The organism is Roseomonas acroporae (assembly GCF_023223525.1).
GTDB classification, from domain to species: domain Bacteria; phylum Pseudomonadota; class Alphaproteobacteria; order Acetobacterales; family Acetobacteraceae; genus Roseomonas_E; species Roseomonas_E acroporae.
In genome coordinates this window covers 41,352-57,502 of the sequence record NZ_JALPRX010000046.1, presented here as the reverse complement: position 1 = coordinate 57,502, position 16,151 = coordinate 41,352, and the positions used below count along the sequence as shown (strand labels likewise).

General features: G+C 68.6%; 18 protein-coding genes. All 18 read right to left on the bottom strand.

The genetic code is table 11. The features are described from left to right. Window positions 1–8: 8 nt before the first annotated feature. On the bottom strand, window positions 9–329 hold the full coding sequence (locus M0638_RS11425) for a HesB/IscA family protein (RefSeq protein WP_248667116.1): 321 nt from the start codon (window positions 327–329) through the stop codon (window positions 9–11). 681 nt (window positions 330–1,010) lie between these two features. After that, window positions 1,011–1,652: a nitrogen fixation protein NifQ gene (locus M0638_RS11420; RefSeq protein ID WP_248667115.1), complete on the bottom strand. Its 642-nt coding sequence runs from the start codon at window positions 1,650–1,652 to the stop codon at window positions 1,011–1,013. A gap of 13 nt (window positions 1,653–1,665) precedes the next feature. Next, complete coding sequence (fdxB, locus tag M0638_RS11415; RefSeq protein WP_248667114.1) at window positions 1,666–1,953, bottom strand: ferredoxin III, nif-specific; 288 nt, start codon at window positions 1,951–1,953, stop codon at window positions 1,666–1,668. A 3-nt stretch (window positions 1,954–1,956) separates the two neighbouring features. Further along, entirely contained in the window at window positions 1,957–2,157 is a 201-nt protein-coding gene (locus M0638_RS11410; RefSeq protein WP_248667113.1) for a CCE_0567 family metalloprotein, read from the bottom strand. A gap of 10 nt (window positions 2,158–2,167) precedes the next feature. After that, the gene (locus tag M0638_RS11405) at window positions 2,168–2,644 is read right to left on the bottom strand and encodes a NifX-associated nitrogen fixation protein (protein WP_248667112.1); all 477 of its coding nucleotides are present in this window, start codon (window positions 2,642–2,644) and stop codon (window positions 2,168–2,170) included. A 3-nt stretch (window positions 2,645–2,647) separates the two neighbouring features. Then, window positions 2,648–3,127, bottom strand: coding sequence for a nitrogen fixation protein NifX (gene nifX / locus M0638_RS11400; protein WP_248667111.1), 480 nt, complete (start codon window positions 3,125–3,127; stop codon window positions 2,648–2,650). Beyond that, window positions 3,099–4,487, bottom strand: a complete 1,389-nt coding sequence (nifN, locus tag M0638_RS11395) for a nitrogenase iron-molybdenum cofactor biosynthesis protein NifN (RefSeq protein WP_248667110.1) — start codon at window positions 4,485–4,487, stop codon at window positions 3,099–3,101. Before nifN ends, nifX begins: the two co-directional genes overlap by 29 nt. A 13-nt stretch (window positions 4,488–4,500) precedes the next feature. Further along, a complete protein-coding gene (gene nifE, locus M0638_RS11390; protein ID WP_248667109.1) occupies window positions 4,501–5,952 on the bottom strand; it encodes a nitrogenase iron-molybdenum cofactor biosynthesis protein NifE in 1,452 nt (483 codons plus the stop codon). Window positions 5,953–6,025: 73 nt separating this feature from the next. After that, window positions 6,026–7,567 carry a nitrogenase molybdenum-iron protein subunit beta gene (nifK, locus tag M0638_RS11385; protein WP_248667108.1) on the bottom strand — a complete coding sequence of 514 codons (1,542 nt, stop codon included), beginning with the start codon at window positions 7,565–7,567 and terminating at the stop codon, window positions 6,026–6,028. 19 nt (window positions 7,568–7,586) lie between these two features. After that, complete coding sequence (nifD, locus tag M0638_RS11380) at window positions 7,587–9,089, bottom strand: nitrogenase molybdenum-iron protein alpha chain (protein WP_248667107.1); 1,503 nt, start codon at window positions 9,087–9,089, stop codon at window positions 7,587–7,589. A gap of 64 nt (window positions 9,090–9,153) precedes the next feature. Next, window positions 9,154–10,053, bottom strand: a complete 900-nt coding sequence (gene nifH, locus M0638_RS11375) for a nitrogenase iron protein (RefSeq protein ID WP_248667106.1) — start codon at window positions 10,051–10,053, stop codon at window positions 9,154–9,156. A gap of 259 nt (window positions 10,054–10,312) precedes the next feature. After that, window positions 10,313–11,143 (bottom strand): SIR2 family NAD-dependent protein deacylase, encoded by an 831-nt coding sequence (locus M0638_RS11370; protein WP_248667105.1) that lies wholly within the window; start codon window positions 11,141–11,143, stop codon window positions 10,313–10,315. Window positions 11,144–11,146: 3 nt separating this feature from the next. Beyond that, complete coding sequence (gene nifT / locus M0638_RS11365) at window positions 11,147–11,350, bottom strand: putative nitrogen fixation protein NifT (protein ID WP_408903399.1); 204 nt, start codon at window positions 11,348–11,350, stop codon at window positions 11,147–11,149. A 5-nt stretch (window positions 11,351–11,355) separates the two neighbouring features. Further along, on the bottom strand, window positions 11,356–11,643 hold the full coding sequence (locus M0638_RS11360) for a nitrogen fixation protein NifZ (RefSeq protein WP_248667103.1): 288 nt from the start codon (window positions 11,641–11,643) through the stop codon (window positions 11,356–11,358). A gap of 2 nt (window positions 11,644–11,645) precedes the next feature. After that, window positions 11,646–12,410, bottom strand: coding sequence for a 4Fe4S-binding leucine-rich repeat protein (locus M0638_RS11355; protein ID WP_282571959.1), 765 nt, complete (start codon window positions 12,408–12,410; stop codon window positions 11,646–11,648). A gap of 8 nt (window positions 12,411–12,418) precedes the next feature. Next, a complete protein-coding gene (locus M0638_RS11350) occupies window positions 12,419–12,613 on the bottom strand; it encodes a 4Fe-4S dicluster domain-containing protein (protein WP_248667101.1) in 195 nt (64 codons plus the stop codon). Between the two features lie 33 nt (window positions 12,614–12,646). Continuing rightward, a complete protein-coding gene (gene nifB / locus M0638_RS11345; RefSeq protein WP_248667100.1) occupies window positions 12,647–14,122 on the bottom strand; it encodes a nitrogenase cofactor biosynthesis protein NifB in 1,476 nt (491 codons plus the stop codon). A gap of 137 nt (window positions 14,123–14,259) precedes the next feature. After that, a complete protein-coding gene (gene nifA / locus M0638_RS11340; RefSeq protein WP_248667099.1) occupies window positions 14,260–15,954 on the bottom strand; it encodes a nif-specific transcriptional activator NifA in 1,695 nt (564 codons plus the stop codon). Between the last annotated feature and the right edge of the window lie 197 nt (window positions 15,955–16,151).

Below are 16,151 nucleotides of genomic sequence, written 5' to 3'. Positions count from 1 at the left end.
ACGCCTCCTCAGCCGAAGGACTTGCCGCAGGAGCACTTGCTCGCCGCGTTGGGATTGTCGAAGGCGAAGCCGGATCCTTCCAGGGCCACCACGAAATCCACCCTGGTTCCCTTCAGGTGCGGCTCGCTCGACGGCTCGACGAAGATGCGGACACCATCCTTCTCCAGCACCAGGTCGTTCGGATCGGGCTGCTCGACGATGCCGAGCATGTACTTGAAGCCGGCGCAGCCACCCGCCTGGACCATGACGCGCAGGCCCGCATCCGGTGTTCCGGAACGTTCGAGCGCCGTGCGCACCGCGCTGATGGCACTGTCTGTCAACTCGATCATCCCTGCCCCCGATCCTGCGTGAAGCCTTCGGAAAAGGATTGAGCAAGGGTTGTGCCAGAAGGAATCAGCCATTGATTCCAGTGCAGTGACCGCATTCCCCGATGCCTGCCCCCGACACTGTCGCAATGTCGACAACGACAGTGTCGCGTCCTTCCCGCCTCGTCGTCGGACGACGCGGCGCGTCGGACGAATCGTCATCCGGCCACGTCATCGGCGGCCGGGCGGAACGCGCGCTGCGTGGGGTATCTGCGCCGAGCGGGTCGGGCCGCGTCCTCCCCGGCCCGCTTCCGTCCTGGCGCAGCGCGGCGTTCAGCGATCGACCGGCAGTGCCCTGCCCGTCCCGGGCGCGGCGCTCCGGCGACGCGATCCGGCGACGTGGCCACCCTTCGCGATGACGACGCAGGAGCGCACCCGCCGTCCTGACACGGGTTCAGGAGGCCGTGCGCCTTGGCAATGGCGAGGAACGTGCGGCGACCGCGCAGGCGGTGGCATCCTTCCCAGGAACGGCGAGGAGAATGCGTTGGCCGTTTGGCGGCTCAGTGCCCGGCGTCGCCGGATCCGGTGCTGCCGGTCCGCCGGTGGCGCACCCATGCGCCGACAGCCGGTACGCGCGCGACGGACCGGCCGGGCACGGCGGCCCGACCGGCCGGTATGACTCCCGTACGGCGCCTTCCCGAGGACTTAGCCGGCCGCCATCGCGGCGCCGGCGACGGGATCGGCGTCACGATGCACGCGCGCGATCAGGCTCTCGCCGTTCTCCTCGCCGAAGCATGCCTCGAAATCGTCGCACTCCGAGCAGATCGGCGCGGCGCAAAGACGGTAGCCGTCGTCACGGCAGATGGTACGGTAGAGGAATTTCTTCCACTTCATGTCCTTGCCGTTGCGGCTCGCCAGCGGCTCGAAATGGCGGGCCATCAGCCATGACAGCTCGCGCCGGCTACGCAGGCCGAGATCCTGCCACAGGTGGTTCGGCCGCATGCAGCGGCGCGCGACGACATCGGCCAGGCAGGACTGGAAGCCGCTGCCCTCCGTGCTGTGCCGCCGCAGCAGCTCGCGCAGGCAGTCCTCGTCGGCCGGTCGCGCCGCCAGCGTCTCATGGCGCACCCGCGCGAAGACCGCCGCGGCATGCGGGAACACCTCGGCGGCGAGGCCGGCCAGCGCCTCGCCGGACAGGCCGACCGACTCCGTCACCGGCGAATGACCGTTGGCGGATTCGGCGATGCCGATGGCGAGGACGGAGGCCAGGACATGCGCATCGAAGCCGTCGCAGGCGCCGCGCTGGCTGCCGCCGGAGAGCCACGCATAGACGTCGGTCGCGTTCATGTCCCCGGTCTCCTCAGTTCAGCGGGCCGTGCTTCTGGCAGTTGGCGGGGCAGACCCGGGCGCAGGCGCCGCAGCCGATGCAGGCGCCGGCATCGTCCATCGCCATCACCTTGCGCTCGATGTCGTCCTCGTCGAGATCGACGATCTCGCCGTCCTCGTTGACGCCACGCAACGTCATCACCCCGCGGCCGCAGACCTTGTAGCAGCGACCGCAGCCGATGCAGGTCTTGTCGTCGATCGACAGCAGGTATTGCGCCTGCCAGGCGCGGCCGTCGCGGGTGACGGTCTGGGCTGCGGTCATGGGTCAGCCTCCTTCCAGGCGCTTCAGCTCGGCGCGCTTCGCGGTCAGGCTGGCATAGGCGCTGTGCGTACGGCCCGCCACCTCGAGGATGCTCTCCCAGTTGACCGGGAGTTCCTCGGAAAGATCGTGCAGGTCCATCTTCGCCTGCATCGCCTGGGCGGAGAGCTTCTTGATCTCCGCCTTCAGGGTCTCGGTTCCGCTCATCGTGCCCTCCTCAGCCACGCGCCAGCTCGGGATGGGCCTCGATCATCGCGACGGCCTGCTCGACCGCCTTGGTGCCCTCGGCGGCCAGCTTCTCCAGGCTGTCGAAGCCGAAGCGGTGCACGTCGCGCAGGCTGCGGGCCAGCACTACCAGCCGACCGGCGATCAGCACCACCCGGCCGAAGCCCTCGTGGCTCATCTTCATCATCGGCGTGGCCATCACCCGCGTGGCGCGCTCCACCGCGAGCCCTACCGCCTGGTAGAACTGCTCGACGCGGGCGATCACCTCCGGGTCGGGGTCGCTGATGATCGGGATGGCGCGGCGCTGCTCCTTCGTGACGACGTACTCTGCCAGCAGCGACTCGTCGCTCCGCTTCTCCCAGGCGCCGTAGCTGTCCTCGGCGCGGATACGGCCGATCAGGCATTGCAGGAAGGGTGTCCGCAGCGGGTCGGCGGCCGGTGTCGGGGCCAGGGTCTCGGCGTCGCTCATCGGTCAGTCCTCGTCGTCCAGATGGTCCATGCTGCGTGGCTGCCCCAGCGCCATCGCCTTGCGCAGCCAGGGCGGAGGGTTGCCGGTCATCATCGCCTGGACCTTGCGGATGATGTCCTCGATCGGCTCCGGCGCGGGCAGCTTCACGGGATGGATGCGGGCGCCGACCACCTTGGCCGCGGCCGGGCCGCCGATCGCCAGCACGAAAAGCAGCGTGCAGCAGGCGATCGACGCCACCTTCGGGCCGATCCTGTCGTCACCGTCGGTCCTGTGGCTGCCGGACTCGTCGCTGGTGTCGTCGAAGCTGACGGCCCGCACGAAACGGCTGGTTCCCGGCGTCACCTCGTAGATGGCGAAGCGCCGGGCGGAGCCGAAATGGGCGTTCAGGGATTTCATGTCCTGCGTCGCGATGGCGACGCGCAGGACCGGGCCGGCGTCTTCGGCCGCCCCCTTCTCAACCAGCTGCAACTGGCGCACATGCATGGGATGCCTCCTTCTCTCCGGGCAGCACGTCCGCGAAATCCCCAGGGCCGTGCGCGTGCAGCCCGGCCTGGGCGATGTTGGCGACCTCGAAGATCAGGTCCCGCGTGCCGCGATAGCCGGCCGTGCAGCGATGCGTGGAGCCGATGCGGTCGAAGATCGGGAAGCCGACGCGCAGATGCGGCAGGTGGAGCCGCTCGGCTGCCTGCCGGCCATGGCTGTTGGTGACGAGCAGTTCGGCGCCGGCCGCCGCCGCCGCGTCCTCCAGGTCCTGCAGGTCGCCGATCACCACGCGCTGCGTGGGGATGCGCTCGAGGAGGGCGGAATTGCCGGTGGAGGCCACGGCCGCCACCACCTCGGCACCCATGACATGGAAGAAGGCGGCGAGGCCGTACAGCAGGTCCGGATCGCTGCCGATCGCCACGCGGCGACCGCCAAAGAAGAAGTGGCCATCCAGCATCGCGTCCTCGAGCTGGCTGCGTTGCCGCCGCAGGCGCGCCGGCGCGGTACGACCCGAGAGCTCCATCAGCAGCGAGACGAGGCGATCGCCCGCCTCCAGTCCCAGCAGGGTCGGGAACAGCGTCACCGGCACGCCGGTGCGCTCGCGCAGGCGCCCGGCCGGATGGCGCATGTGCTCGCCGATGGCGATGGTGTGCAGCGCCTGGCCCATCCTGGCCACCTGCTCGGGCCGCGCCCCACCCCAGGTGGTCGGCTGATACTGCGAAGGCACCGTGCCGTCGAGCGAGCCGGAGATGTCGGGAAGGACCATCGGCGAAAGCCCGAAGGCCTCGACGATGGCGACGATCTCCTCGATGTCGGCCGTCGTCTGGTGCACGCCGGGCAGGATGTTGACCTGGCGCGAGAGCGGCCCGATGGCTCCGCCCGGCTCGACCAGTGCATCGATGATCGCCGCGACCGCCCTGGACCAGCCATCCTCCAGCGCGCCGGCATAGTCGGGCGTCGAGGCGTAGACGATGCTGGTCCCGCGCAGCGATGCGTTCTTCCGAAGGATCGTCCCCAGTTCGCCCACGTAGTCCTCGCCGCGGGTCTCGACCAGCGCGGTGGAGGCGATGCCGATGAAGCGCGGCTTCATGCGCTTGTGCAGGTTGAGGATCGCCTCCTCAAGATTGCCGGCGCCACCGAGGATGGTCGCGACCTCGTCCATCGCCGTGGTCTGGAGGGGAATCGCCTCCTTGAAGTGACGCACCGCGAGGGTGAGCGCGAAGGAGGTGCAGCCCTGGCTGCCGTGGAGCAGCGGCACCGATCCTTCCATGCCGAGATAGGCCAGGGCAGCGCCGAGCGGCGCCGAGCTCTTCAGCGGGTTGGTGGCGCAGGCCTTGCGGCCATGGACGATCTCGGCCATCGCGCGTTCCCCTTCAGGCCCTTGCCGCCGCGGCGGCGACGGGCGCCGCGAGCGAGCTGCCGCCGGCGGCGGACGCGGGCACGTCCCACGGTGCGGGGCGCCGTACCTCCCGCCAGACCGGGTTGTCGAGCGCGCGCGCCAGCTCGGCCACCAGGTTCACCATGCCATCGTAGCCGGCATAGGCGACGTGCCGCTCCTGGTTGATGTCGAGCCAGGGCGTCTTCGCCTTCAGGGCGGTGAACTGCGTGCGGCCGCCTGAGAGCATGATGTCGGCCTCGCCGTTCCGCAGCTTGGCGTACATCTCCCGCGGCGGGATGCTGTCCACCATGTGCGCGTCCGTCTTCATGATCTCCTTGATCCGCTCCTTGTCCTCCCTGGTGGACTTGCGCGTGGAGGTGGAGACGATCTCCATGCCGATCTCCATCAGCGCGGAGACGATCGACCAGGATTTCACGCCGCCGGTGTAGAGCAGCACCCGCTTTCCCTCGAGCGATCTGCGGTACGGCGCGATCCGCGCCCAGGCGCGCGCCTCCTCGGCGCCGATCAGCGCCTCGGTCCGGTCGATCAGTTCGGCCGGGGCGCCACGCCGGACCAGAAGCGCCGCGGTGGTTCGCAGCGCCGTGGACGTGTCCTCGATGCCGTAGAAGGAGCCCTCGAAGTAGGGGATGCCGTAGCGTTCCTCCATCTTGCGGGCGATGTTGATGAGGGCCGTCGAGCAGACCATCATGTTTACTCGCGCCCGGTGCGCCGAGGCCACCTCACGATAGCGGGCATCGCCGGTGACGCAGGCGTGGAGGCGGATGCCGAGCCGCTCGAACAGCGGCCTGACCTGCCACAGCTCGCCGGAGAGATTGTACTCGCCCAGGATGTTGATGTCGGTCGGCGTCGTGAACTCCGGCTCCATCGTGCCGATCACGTGGTCGAGCAGCGCCTCGCCGGCCAGCTTGTTGCCGAGGTTCTTGGAGCCGACGAAGCCCGGGGCGTTCACCGGGATGCAGGGCACGCCGAGCTTCTCGCTGGCATGGCGGCACACCGCCTCGATGTCGTCGCCGATCAGCGCCGGGACGCAGGTGGCGTAGACGAAGACGGCAGGCGGGTCGTGCCGCGCCACCGCCTCGCGGATCGCCCTGTACAGGCGCTTCTCGCCCGAGCCCATGATGATGTCCATCTCGGCAAGATCGGTCGTGAAGCCGGTGCGGTAGACCATCGGGCCGCTGCTGGCGGCATGCCGGTTGTCCCAGCCATTGCCTTCGCAGGCCAGCGGGCCGTGCACGAGGTGGACCACGTCGGTGATCGGCTGCAGCGCGATCTTGGCGCCGTCGAAGGCGCAGCCGCCGGCCGCGGCGCCGGGGGTGAGGGGCTTGGAGCAGCCCTTCTTGCGCTCCTTCTCGCCCTTGGCCGCGTTCTTATCGCAGCCGGGCTCATTGAAGACGTCGGCGATCTTGGCCTGCAGGCTCCGGCTCATCGGCGGCTCCGTCTCGACGTGAAGGGGCGGGAGAAGGGGCCCGGGCGGCGGTTCCCGCCCAGGCCGGCGGGGGTCAGCGGGTGAGGTCGTAGGAGTAGTCGGTGACCCCGGGCTCGATCGTCTCGTCGTCGAGCCGGTCGAACACCTTGTCGAGCAGCGTCACCAGCACGCGCAGCGCGCCCTGGTAGCCCCAGACCGGGAAGCGGTGGTGGTGGTGCCGGTCGAAGATCGGGAACATCAGGCGCACCAGCGGGGTGCCGGTATCGCGCTCCAGGTACTTGCCGTAGGAGTTGCCGATCAGCAGGTCGGCCTTCTCCGTGGCGAGGAGGGAGCGCATGTGCCACAGATCCTTGCCCGGCCATGCCCGGCAGCCGGCGCCGTAGGGCGAGGAGGCGAAGAGGGCGTTCATCTGCTCCTCCCACGCCTTGTTGCCGTTGGTCGCCAAGCAGTGCTTCGGCTCGCCGCCCGTCTCCAGGATGAAGCGCGCCATGCCGTACACGAAGTCCGGGTCACCGTAGACCGCGTAGGTCTTGCCGTGGAGCCAGGACTGGCTGTCGGCCATGGCGTCGAGAAGCCGGCCGCGCTCCATGCGAAGCGCCTCGGGGATCGGCTTACCGGTGACCTCGGACACCTTCATCAGGAACTCGTCGGTGCCGGCCACGCCCATCGGATAGTGGAAGGCGGCGGTCTCCTGCCCGAAGCCCGCCGCGTACTCCAGGGACTTCTGCGAGCAGTACTCCTGCATGGAAAGCGTCGCCCTGGCGTCGAGCGCCGCCTTCACCGATTCCAGCGTGGTGCCGCCGTCGTACATGCGGTACTCGCCGTCCGACGGGGTATCGAACTGGTCGGCTACGTCGGAGAGGATGGTGTACTCCACCCCCATCACGTCGAGCATCCGCTTCAGCTCGCGGTTGTTGCCCACCGCGAAGCCGTCGAAGCCCGGGATGATGTTGACGGCGGTCGAGCCGGCGAGGCGCTCCCTGCCCTTCCAGAAGTGCTCGAGGATGCCCTTGAGCATGTTGTCGTAGCCGGTGGTGTGGCTGCCGACGAAGGCCGGGGTGTGGGCGAAGGGGACGTCGAAGTCGCCGGGCACCGAGTTTTTCTGCTTGGCCGTGGCGATGAAGGCCTGCAGGTCGTCGCCGATCACCTCCGCCATGCAGGTGGTGGAGACGGCGATCATCTTCGGGTTGTACAGCTTGTAGGTGTTGGCGAGGCCGTCCACCATGTTGTTCAGCCCGCCGAACACCGCCGCGTCCTCGGTCATCGAGGAGGAGACGGCCGAGGCCGGCTCCTTGAAGTGGCGCGACAGGTGGCTGCGGTAGTAGGCGACGCAGCCTTGGCTGCCGTGCACGAAGCTCATCGTGCGCTCGAAGCCGGCGGCGACGAACACGGCGCCGAGCGGCTGGCAGGCCTTGGCCGGGTTCACCGAGAGGGATTCGCGGGCGAAGTTCTTCTCCCGGTACTCCCAGCTCTTGGTCCAGTCGGCGACCTTCCGGACCTCCTCGCGCGGCGGCATGTTCTCGAATTCCGCCTTCTTCCGCGCGAGCATCTCCCGATACTCGGGCTCGCGGAAGAGCGGGGCATGGTCGAGTACCTTGTCTGCACTCTGCGGCATCGTCGTGATCCCTCTGCCTTCAGGCCGCGGCCTCGGTCTGCCATGGCGCCTTGAACAGGCCCCAGACCGGGTTGTTGATGGCCAGATCCATGTCGCGCGCGAAGATCGCGAAGCCGTCGTAGCCGTGATACGGACCCGAGTAGTCCCAGGAGTGCATCTGGCGGAACGGGATGCCCATCTTCTGCACCGGGTACTTCTCCTTGATGCCGGAGCCGACCAGGTCGGGGCGGATGCCCTCGATGAAGCGCTCCAGCTCGTAGCCGGTCACGTCGTCGTAGATCAGCGTGCCGTCCTTCACGTAGTGCCCGGTGCGCTGGTAGTCGTCGTTGTGGCCGAACTCGTAGCCGGTGCCGACGATCCGCATGCCGAGATCCTCGTAGGCATTGACGACGTGCCGGGGGCGGAGGCCGCCGACGTAGAGCATCACCGTCTTGCCCTCGAGCCGTGGCCGGTACTTCGCCACCACCGCATCGACCAGCGGCTGGTACTTGGCGATGACCTTCTCGGCATTCTCCTGGATGGTCTCGTCGAAGTGCCTGGCGATCTTGCGCAGCGAGGCGGCGATCTGGCTGGGCCCGAAGAAGTTGTACTCGGTCCAGGCGATCCCGTACTTCTCCTCCATGTGCCGGCAGATGTAGTTCATCGACCGGTAGCAGTGGATGAGGTTCAGGCGCGCCTTCGGGGCGCGCTCGATCTCGGCCAGCGTCGCGTCGCCCGACCAGTTGCCGACCACGCGCAGGCCCATCTCCTCGAGCAGGATGCGCGAGGCCCAGGCGTCGCCGCCGATGTTGTAGTCCCCGATCACGTTGACGTCGTAGGGACCGGTCTCGTGCTCGACCTCCTTCTTGTCGAACACCCAGTCGCGGATCGCGTCGTTGGCGATGTGGTGGCCGAGGGACTGCGAGACGCCGCGGAAGCCCTCGCAGCGGACAGGCACGATGGTCTTGCCCGTCTCCTTGTTCTTCTTCTTCGACACCGCCTCGATGTCGTCGCCGATCAAGCCGATCGGGCACTCCGACTGGATCGAGATTCCCTTCGCCAGCGGGAACAGGTCGTTGATCTCGTCGATGATCTTCTCGAGCTTCTTGTCGCCGCCGAAGACGATGTCCCGCTCCTGGAAGTCGGAGGTGAACTGCATCGTCACGAAGGTGTCCACGCCGGTGTCGCCGATGTAGTAGTTGCGGCGCTGGGACCAGGAGTACTGGCCGCAGCCGACCGGCCCGTGGCTGATGTGGACCATGTCCTTCACCGGCCCCCAGACCACGCCCTTGCTGCCTGCGTAGGCGCAGCCGCGGATGGTCATCACGCCCGGGATGGACTTGATGTTCGACTTGACGCCGCACTCGGTCAGGCCACCCTCGTGGCCCTCCTCCTCGGCGGCTCCGGCCGGCGCATCGACCGCGGTGGCGACGCCGAGGTGCTTCTGGCGACGCTTCTTCGTCTTGTCCGGGTACGCCTCAAGCACTTCGGCGATGAGGCGGTGGTGGAACTCGCTGTCGTTCGAATAGTCGTCGAGGCTCATGGCCTGTCTCCCCATCGTCGGAGTGGAGGCGGCCGGCCGCACGGTGCGCGGCCGGCCAGTCCGGTCAGTGCGCGGCGGCGGCGGACCTGACCGCCTCCTTGGCCTGCAGCTCCGCCAGGGCCTGCTCGTCCGACTTCATGATGCCGAAGTCGAGCAGCATCTCCTCCAGCTCCTCCATCGTGATCGGCGTCGGGATGGTGCCCTGGCCGCTGTTCGCATGGACCTTCTGCGCAAGCTGGCGGTACTCCTGGGCCTGCTGGCTGGTCGGCGCGTACTGGATCACCGTCTGCTTGCGCAGCTCGGCATGCTGCACGATGTTGTCGCGCGGCACGAAGTGGACCAGCTTGCTGTTCAGGCGCTTGGCGAGCGCCTCGGCGAGGTCCAGCTCGCGGTCGGTCTGGCGCTCGTTGCAGATCAGGCCACCGAGGCGCACGCCGCCGGAATGGGCGTACTTCAGGATGCCCTTGGCGATGTTGTTGGCGGCGTAGAGCGCCATCATCTCGCCCGACATGACGATGTAGATTTCCTGCGCCTTGTTCTCGCGGATCGGCATCGCGAAGCCGCCGCAGACCACGTCGCCGAGCACGTCGTAGGAGACGTAGTCGACATCGTCGTAGGCGCCGTTCTCCTCGAGGAAGTTGATCGAGGTGATGACGCCGCGGCCGGCGCAGCCGACGCCCGGCTCGGGACCGCCGGACTCGACGCACTTGATGCCCTTGTAGCCGATCTTGAGCACGTCCTCGAGCTCGAGATCCTCGACCGAACCGGCCTCGGCGGCCAGGCTCAGGACGGTGTCCTGCGCCTTGCTGTTCAGGATCAGGCGCGTGCTGTCGGCCTTGGGGTCGCAGCCGACGATCAGGATGCGCTGGTCCATCTCGACGAGCGCAGCGAGGGTGTTCTGGGAGGTCGTCGACTTGCCGATACCCCCCTTGCCGTAGAAAGCGATCTGGCGAAGCGCACTCATTGGGCCGTCCTCTGCGGGTGGTGGTCGCGGGCTTCGAGACCCGACGACCTCCTTTCCGCAAGTGCCGTGCCAGAGCTTGGCGAAGAAGAACATCGTTTATAAACAACGACTTCGACGAATCCTGCCGCGCGCCCGGTGTCGACAGCCACTGTTGTCTATCCGACAATAGCGTCGGCTCCATGTCGAGGCCGGTGAACGCGCAACGGCGCCCGGGGAGCAGGTCCCCGGGCGCCGTTCGGCACGCGACGTTTTGTGGCGTTCAGGCGGCGATGGCGCGCCCGATCTCCTCCAGCGGCACTTCGATCGGGCTGATGCCCTGCTGCTCCAGGAAGTTCCGCTCGTTGCGCGTCATCGGCTCGGCCGGCAGCACCGCCCAGTGCGGGCCGGCGGAGCGCTTCATGATCTGCCGGGCATAGGTGCGCAGCATCTGGTCGTGGAAGCGGCAGCCGAGGAACAGGAAGCCGCGGCCCTCCCGCCGCCGCTTCACCTCGTCCGGAATCGGCGACTGGATGTCGATCTCCGTCAGAACCTCGACATAGTCGCTGTCGGCCACCAGGTAGTTGTGCGCCGGCGTCACGCCGCCATGCGGCTTGTAGAGCAGCGTGCGCCAGCCCGGCGCCGCGCCGATCGCGGCTTCCGCGCCCGCGTGATCGTAGGCGCGATACCAGCGCGCCTCGCCGATGCCGGCACGGGTGATGCCCTGGATCTCGCCCCAGTCCTGACCGGTGCCCGCCAGCGCGGCCCGCATCGCGCCATCGTACCACGTATCCACGATCATGGATGGCCGCAGGCCCGCCAGCCAGTGCTGCATCGGCACCGGCGGCGCAGGCAGGGCGTAGGCTTCCGACATCAGCGACACCAGCGCCTTGCGGTGGCGCCGGCTCTCGATGAACTGCGCCGCCGCCCAGAGGTTGCCGCGTGCCCGGCGCGGCAGCGCCACGCGGTCACCGAGGAAGGTGGCTAGCTCCGCGTCGGAGACCGGGATCGCCGGCGCTCCGAGTGCGGTGACGCCCGGGCCGAGATAGGGGATCAGCATGCCCTCGCGCAGCCGCCCCAGCACCTCGTCCGGCAGGAAATTCGCAGCACCCACGGCCTAGTCCTCCCCGCCGCGCTTCTTCGCGTTCACCGTCACCGGAAGCCGCGTCCGCGCGTCCATGTCCGGCAGGTCGAGCATCCAGCCATTCTTGAGCCGCACCCAGCCGCCCCAGAGCGAGTCCCGCTCCGTCTCGACGATCGGCTCCTCCAGGTCCTTCTTCGGCACGTAGGCCGAAAGGCCCTTCGCGTCGCGTCTGATCATCACCTTCATGTCCCGCTCCCCCCAGGCCGATCGGCCAGGACCAGCTCGCGGCCGCGCATGCCGACCACGGCATCGCGGGCAATGAAGTCCACGGCATAGATGTAGTAGCGCTGGAGGAACATGCCGACGTCGCGCACGTAGCCGACATCCCCCTTGCGCACGAGCACCTCGCCGATCTCCCGACCGGGGAAGGTGCCGTCGTTCTTCACGTACTTCGTGGAGACCACCTTCGTGCCGGGCATGAAGCGCGGCTGCTGGTAGACTTCCATCTCCTCCTCGCGTCCGAGGCCCATCGTCAGCCCTCCTCCTCCAGTTCGGCGCGGCGCTCCGCCGCGGCCTCGCGTACCAGCCGCTCGGCATCCCGCCCGAACCGGCCCAGCAGATCGGCGGGCGCGCGCTGCACGACGGCGAAGCGGACCCGCATGTCGGGATCGTCGGCCAGCAGGTGCAGCCGCGCCGGCGGCAGGCGCTCGGCCACCTCCAGGCGCACCAGCGGGTCCTGGTCGCCCAGCAGCACGCCGAGCCGCTCGGGCGGCATCCGGCGTGCGGCCCAGCGGCGCACCTCCGGCTCCGGATCCCCGGCGGCGAGCGGCAGCACGTCCGGCGGCAGCCGGCGCACCGCGATCAGCCGCACGTAGTAGTCGGGGTCGCGCAGCATCGCGACGAGAGCCTTGCCGGCGAGGCGGCTGGTGGCGGCGACGCGCACGCGTCTGTCGGGGTCCTCGGCCAGCCGGCCGATGCGCGCGGGCGGCAGGCGCAGCGCGACCTGCGCGCGCACCTCGGGCTCCGGGTCATCCATCAGCGCCGGCAGGCGGAACAGCGTGCAGTAGCGCGCCGCGATCGCCCGCACCTCGAAATAGGGATGGTCGAGATACTCGTCCGCCAGGCCCGGATGCGAGCCGAAGAAGCGGTCGACCCGACGCGCGCGCCGATCGTGCACGCAGGCCCGGCCGCGCTGGCACAGGCCCTGGCGCTGCATGTCCGCATGCCGGCATTCCAGACAGCGGACCGGCCGGCCGAGCCAGTCGGCCGCATCCGACGGCTCGGCCGGTGGTTGCATCGCGCCGTTCAGGCCTTGATGCAGGTGTTCGGCACCGGGCAGACCGCCGCGCATTGCGGCGAGTCGAACTGGCCCTCGCACTCCGTGCACTTCTTCGGGTCGATCACGTAGATGTCGCCCTTCATGCGGATGGCGACGTTGGGGCACTCGAACTCGCAGGCGCCGCAGACGGTGCACTGCGAGGCGACGATCTTCAAAGCCATGGGAGATTCTCCTTCTCTTTTCCCTCTGTCCGGTCAGGCGCTGAGCCGGATCTCGGCGCCGTACTCGGCCTTGTACCAGGCGGCGATTCCCGCCTCGATCCACTCGTGCGCGTAGTCGTCGCTGACCGCGATGCCGGCGGCCTTCAGGCTGTCCTTCGGGCAGTCGCCGATCTTGGCGCACAGCACGAAGGAGATCCCGTCCAGCATCTCGATCACGCCGTCCAGCGTCGCGTCCTCGCCCCAGCCGCCCTGGCAGTACTGGTCCACCTTGCGGTGGCTGATGAACCGGATGCCGGCCGGCGAGACCTCGTAGACCTGGAATTCCCTGGCATGTCCGAAATGCTGGTTGATGCGGCCGCCGCCCTTGGTGGCGATCGCCACCAGCAGCGTCGGCGCCTCGCCGACGTCGGCCAGCGCCGCATCGGCCGCCGCCTTGTGCGAGACGTGCTCGCCGCGCTCGGCGGCCACCACCTCGCGATAGGCGGCGCGCTTGTTCGGATCGTAGCTCACCTCGGCCGGAAGCTGGTCGAGCGTGAACTCCTGCCCCCGGTCCTCGCCCAGCAGCCCCACCGCGTCGGCGCGGCACTGGCGGCAGTGGCGCATCAGCTTGGTGCCGTCCTCCAGCCTGTCCTGCAGCGCCTTCAGCTCCATGGCGCGCGGGCCGCGCTGGCCGGTCAGGCCGAAATGCGTGCCATGCGCCGGATCGGAGATCAGCGGCATGATGTTGTGCAGGAAGGCGCCCTTCGACTTGACGACCCTGTTCACCTCGATCAGGTGCTCGTCGTTGATCCCGGGGATCATGACGGAGTTCACCTTCACCAGGATCTTGCGCGCCGCCAGCATCTCCAGCCCCTCCATCTGCCGCTCGTGCAGGATCCTGGAGGCGTCGAGGCCGGTCCAGCGCCGGTGCCGGTGGAAGATCCAGGGGTAGATCCCCGTGCCGACCTCGGGATCGACCATGTTGATGGTGATCGTGACATGGTCGATGTTCATGTCGGCGATCTCGTCGACATGGTCCGGCAGCGCCAGCCCGTTGGTCGAGAGGCAGAGCTTGATGTCGGGGATCACCTTCGCGATCGAATCGAAGGTCGCCCTGGTCTTCTTCCAGTCGTAGCAGGCGTCGCCCGGCCCCGCGATGCCGAGCACCGAGAGCTGCGGCACCTCGTTGGCCACGGCCACCACCTTGCGTATCGCCTGCTCCGGCGTCAGCTTCTCGCTGACCACGCCCGGGCGGCTCTCGTTGGCGCAATCGTACTTCCGGTTGCAGTAGTTGCACTGGATGTTGCAGGCGGGCGCCACCGCGACATGCATGCGCGCGAAGTAGTGGTGCGCTTCCTCGGAGTAGCAGGGATGGTCCTTGACCTTCTCCCAGATCTCCGGCGCGAGGTCCGCGGGTCCCGAGGAGGAGCCGCAGGAGGATGAGGAGCAGCCGCCTTCCGAGAGCGACTTCTCCATCTGCCGCGCCGTGGTCGGCGCCGTCAGGCTGTCGAGGCTGATGAGCTGCGCCATGATCCGCTCCGTGCTGCCGAAGCCGGGATGGCAAGCCCTATGCCAGAGAATTTCCCTTTCTGTATCAACATCTTACCGAAAGCCCCCGCTGTCGCGGAGCGGACAGTGCTGTCCGCTTCCCGACAGGGTCGTCGGGATCAGAGCTTGCGGATCGGGATGTCGTGCTTGCGCAGCGCGTAGCCAATCTGCCGCGGCGTCAGCCCGAGCAGCCGCGCCGCCTTGGCCTGCACCCAGCCGGTGCGCTCCATCGCGTCCATCAGCCGCTCACGCTCGCCCTTGCCGCCCTGCAGGGCGACGGCGCAGGCATCGGCCTTGTCGCAGGGCAGGTCGGCGGCCGCATGCGCGGGCTCCGCCGGCCGCGCCGCCGGTGCCACGGGCAGGGTCACCAGAGGCGCGGAAGGCTTCCAGAGCAGCGCCGAGAGGCACACGTCGTTGCGGCAGGCGAAGTCGTGGTCGGTGATCCGGTGACCGGGCACGAGCGTGGCGGTGCGGCGGATGCAATTCTCCAGCTCGCGAACGTTGCCGGGGAAATTGCACTGCATCAGCAGCGCGTGCGCGGAGGCGTCGAGCACGATCTCGGTCGCGTTCTCGCGGTTGAAGCGCCTGAGGAATTCGTCGGCGAGCTGGGGGATGTCGCCGCGCCGGTCGCGCAGCGCCGGCAGGACGATGGGCACGACGCTGATCCGGTAGTAGAGGTCGGCGCGGAATGCCCCCTTGGTGACCGCCTCCTCGAGGTTGCGGTTGGTGGCGGCCACGAGGCGGACGTTCACCTTCAGCGTGCGGGTCCCGCCCACGCGCTCGAACTCGCCCTCCTGCAGCACGCGCAGCAGCTTGGCCTGGAAGGCGGGCGAGATCTCGCCGATCTCGTCGAGGAACAGCGTGCCGCCGTCGGCCAGCTCGAAGCGCCCCTTGCGCAGCGACATGGCGCCGGTGAAGGCGCCCTTCTCGTGCCCGAACAATTCCGATTCCAGGACGCTCTCCGGCAGGGCGGCGCAGTTCAGCGTCACGAAGGGCTTGTCGCGCCGGTGCGAGATGTTGTGCAGGGCGCGGGCGAACAGCTCCTTGCCGGTCCCGGACTCGCCGCGCAGCAGCACGGTGACGTCGCGCTGCGCGGCCACCCGCACCTTCTCCACCACGGCGCTGATCGTCGGGCTGCTGCCGATGATGCCGGCGATGTCGGCCGGCTGCGCCGCCGGGTGCGCGTGCCGGCGGGCCTTCTCCAGGTTGCGCTGGTCCTCGATCAGCCGCTCGCGGTCCCGCGCCAGCGCCTCGTGCAGCCGCAGCGTCTGGCCGATCAGGTTGGCGACCATCCTGAGGAAGTCGACCTCGCCGCCGGGATGCAGGTTCGGCCGGTCGTGCCAGGTCCGCGCGACGATCAGCACGCCGGTGGCGCGGTCCTGCACGTCGATCGGGACGCCGATGAAGCTGAAGCGCGTCCCCGGCGGCGTGCCCGGCGGTCCCCACAGGGTGGTGTCCCAGCGTCCGTAGGACTCGTCGGCGGCGGCGTTCTCAAGCACGAGCGGGATATGGGTGACGACGATCTGCCCGATCGCCCGCTCCGGGATCGCGGCGAGGCGGAGCCGCGCATCGGCGTCGCTCAGGTGGGTGCCGACCACGAGTTCGGCATCGCCCGCCTCGTCGAACAGGGCGATCAGGCCGAGGCTCATGTCGAAGAAGCTGTCGAGCACCCCGAGCGTTGATTTCAGCACGCGCGGCAGGGCCGCCGGCTGGCAGAGTATCTTCGAGATCTCGTAGATGCCCTGGAGATCCGTGTTCCTGCGTGATCCTCGCGACACGGTGACCTGCTTCCCGGCGTTCGGTACGGCCGACATGATTCGCCTCCAGGATTGCCCGAAAGGCGGTTGCGAAAGCCGTTGCTGAGCGCTTCGGCGGCAGAGTAGGACTTCCGAGATGCCGCCTGCAATACCCATGCCGGCGCCGCCTCGGATGCGAGGGATTCGCAGCACGGCGCGCGCGTGAACGGAAGGCGAGGGCGTGGCGGCGTGACGCCTCCGCCGATCGGCCGCCT

Coding starts and splice junctions, on each gene's coding strand:
- M0638_RS11425 (WP_248667116.1), bottom strand. CDS start 329: ATGATCGAGTTGACAGACAGTGCCATCAGCGCGGTGCGCACGGCGCTC.
- M0638_RS11420 (WP_248667115.1), bottom strand. CDS start 1,652: ATGAACGCGACCGACGTCTATGCGTGGCTCTCCGGCGGCAGCCAGCGC.
- fdxB (WP_248667114.1), bottom strand. CDS start 1,953: ATGACCGCAGCCCAGACCGTCACCCGCGACGGCCGCGCCTGGCAGGCG.
- M0638_RS11410 (WP_248667113.1), bottom strand. CDS start 2,157: ATGAGCGGAACCGAGACCCTGAAGGCGGAGATCAAGAAGCTCTCCGCC.
- M0638_RS11405 (WP_248667112.1), bottom strand. CDS start 2,644: ATGAGCGACGCCGAGACCCTGGCCCCGACACCGGCCGCCGACCCGCTG.
- nifX (WP_248667111.1), bottom strand. CDS start 3,127: ATGCATGTGCGCCAGTTGCAGCTGGTTGAGAAGGGGGCGGCCGAAGAC.
- nifN (WP_248667110.1), bottom strand. CDS start 4,487: ATGGCCGAGATCGTCCATGGCCGCAAGGCCTGCGCCACCAACCCGCTG.
- nifE (WP_248667109.1), bottom strand. CDS start 5,952: ATGAGCCGGAGCCTGCAGGCCAAGATCGCCGACGTCTTCAATGAGCCC.
- nifK (WP_248667108.1), bottom strand. CDS start 7,567: ATGCCGCAGAGTGCAGACAAGGTACTCGACCATGCCCCGCTCTTCCGC.
- nifD (WP_248667107.1), bottom strand. CDS start 9,089: ATGAGCCTCGACGACTATTCGAACGACAGCGAGTTCCACCACCGCCTC.
- nifH (WP_248667106.1), bottom strand. CDS start 10,053: ATGAGTGCGCTTCGCCAGATCGCTTTCTACGGCAAGGGGGGTATCGGC.
- nifT (WP_408903399.1), bottom strand. CDS start 11,350: ATGATCAGACGCGACGCGAAGGGCCTTTCGGCCTACGTGCCGAAGAAG.
- M0638_RS11360 (WP_248667103.1), bottom strand. CDS start 11,643: ATGGGCCTCGGACGCGAGGAGGAGATGGAAGTCTACCAGCAGCCGCGC.
- M0638_RS11355 (WP_282571959.1), bottom strand. CDS start 12,410: ATGCAACCACCGGCCGAGCCGTCGGATGCGGCCGACTGGCTCGGCCGG.
- M0638_RS11350 (WP_248667101.1), bottom strand. CDS start 12,613: ATGGCTTTGAAGATCGTCGCCTCGCAGTGCACCGTCTGCGGCGCCTGC.
- nifB (WP_248667100.1), bottom strand. CDS start 14,122: ATGGCGCAGCTCATCAGCCTCGACAGCCTGACGGCGCCGACCACGGCG.
- nifA (WP_248667099.1), bottom strand. CDS start 15,954: ATGTCGGCCGTACCGAACGCCGGGAAGCAGGTCACCGTGTCGCGAGGA.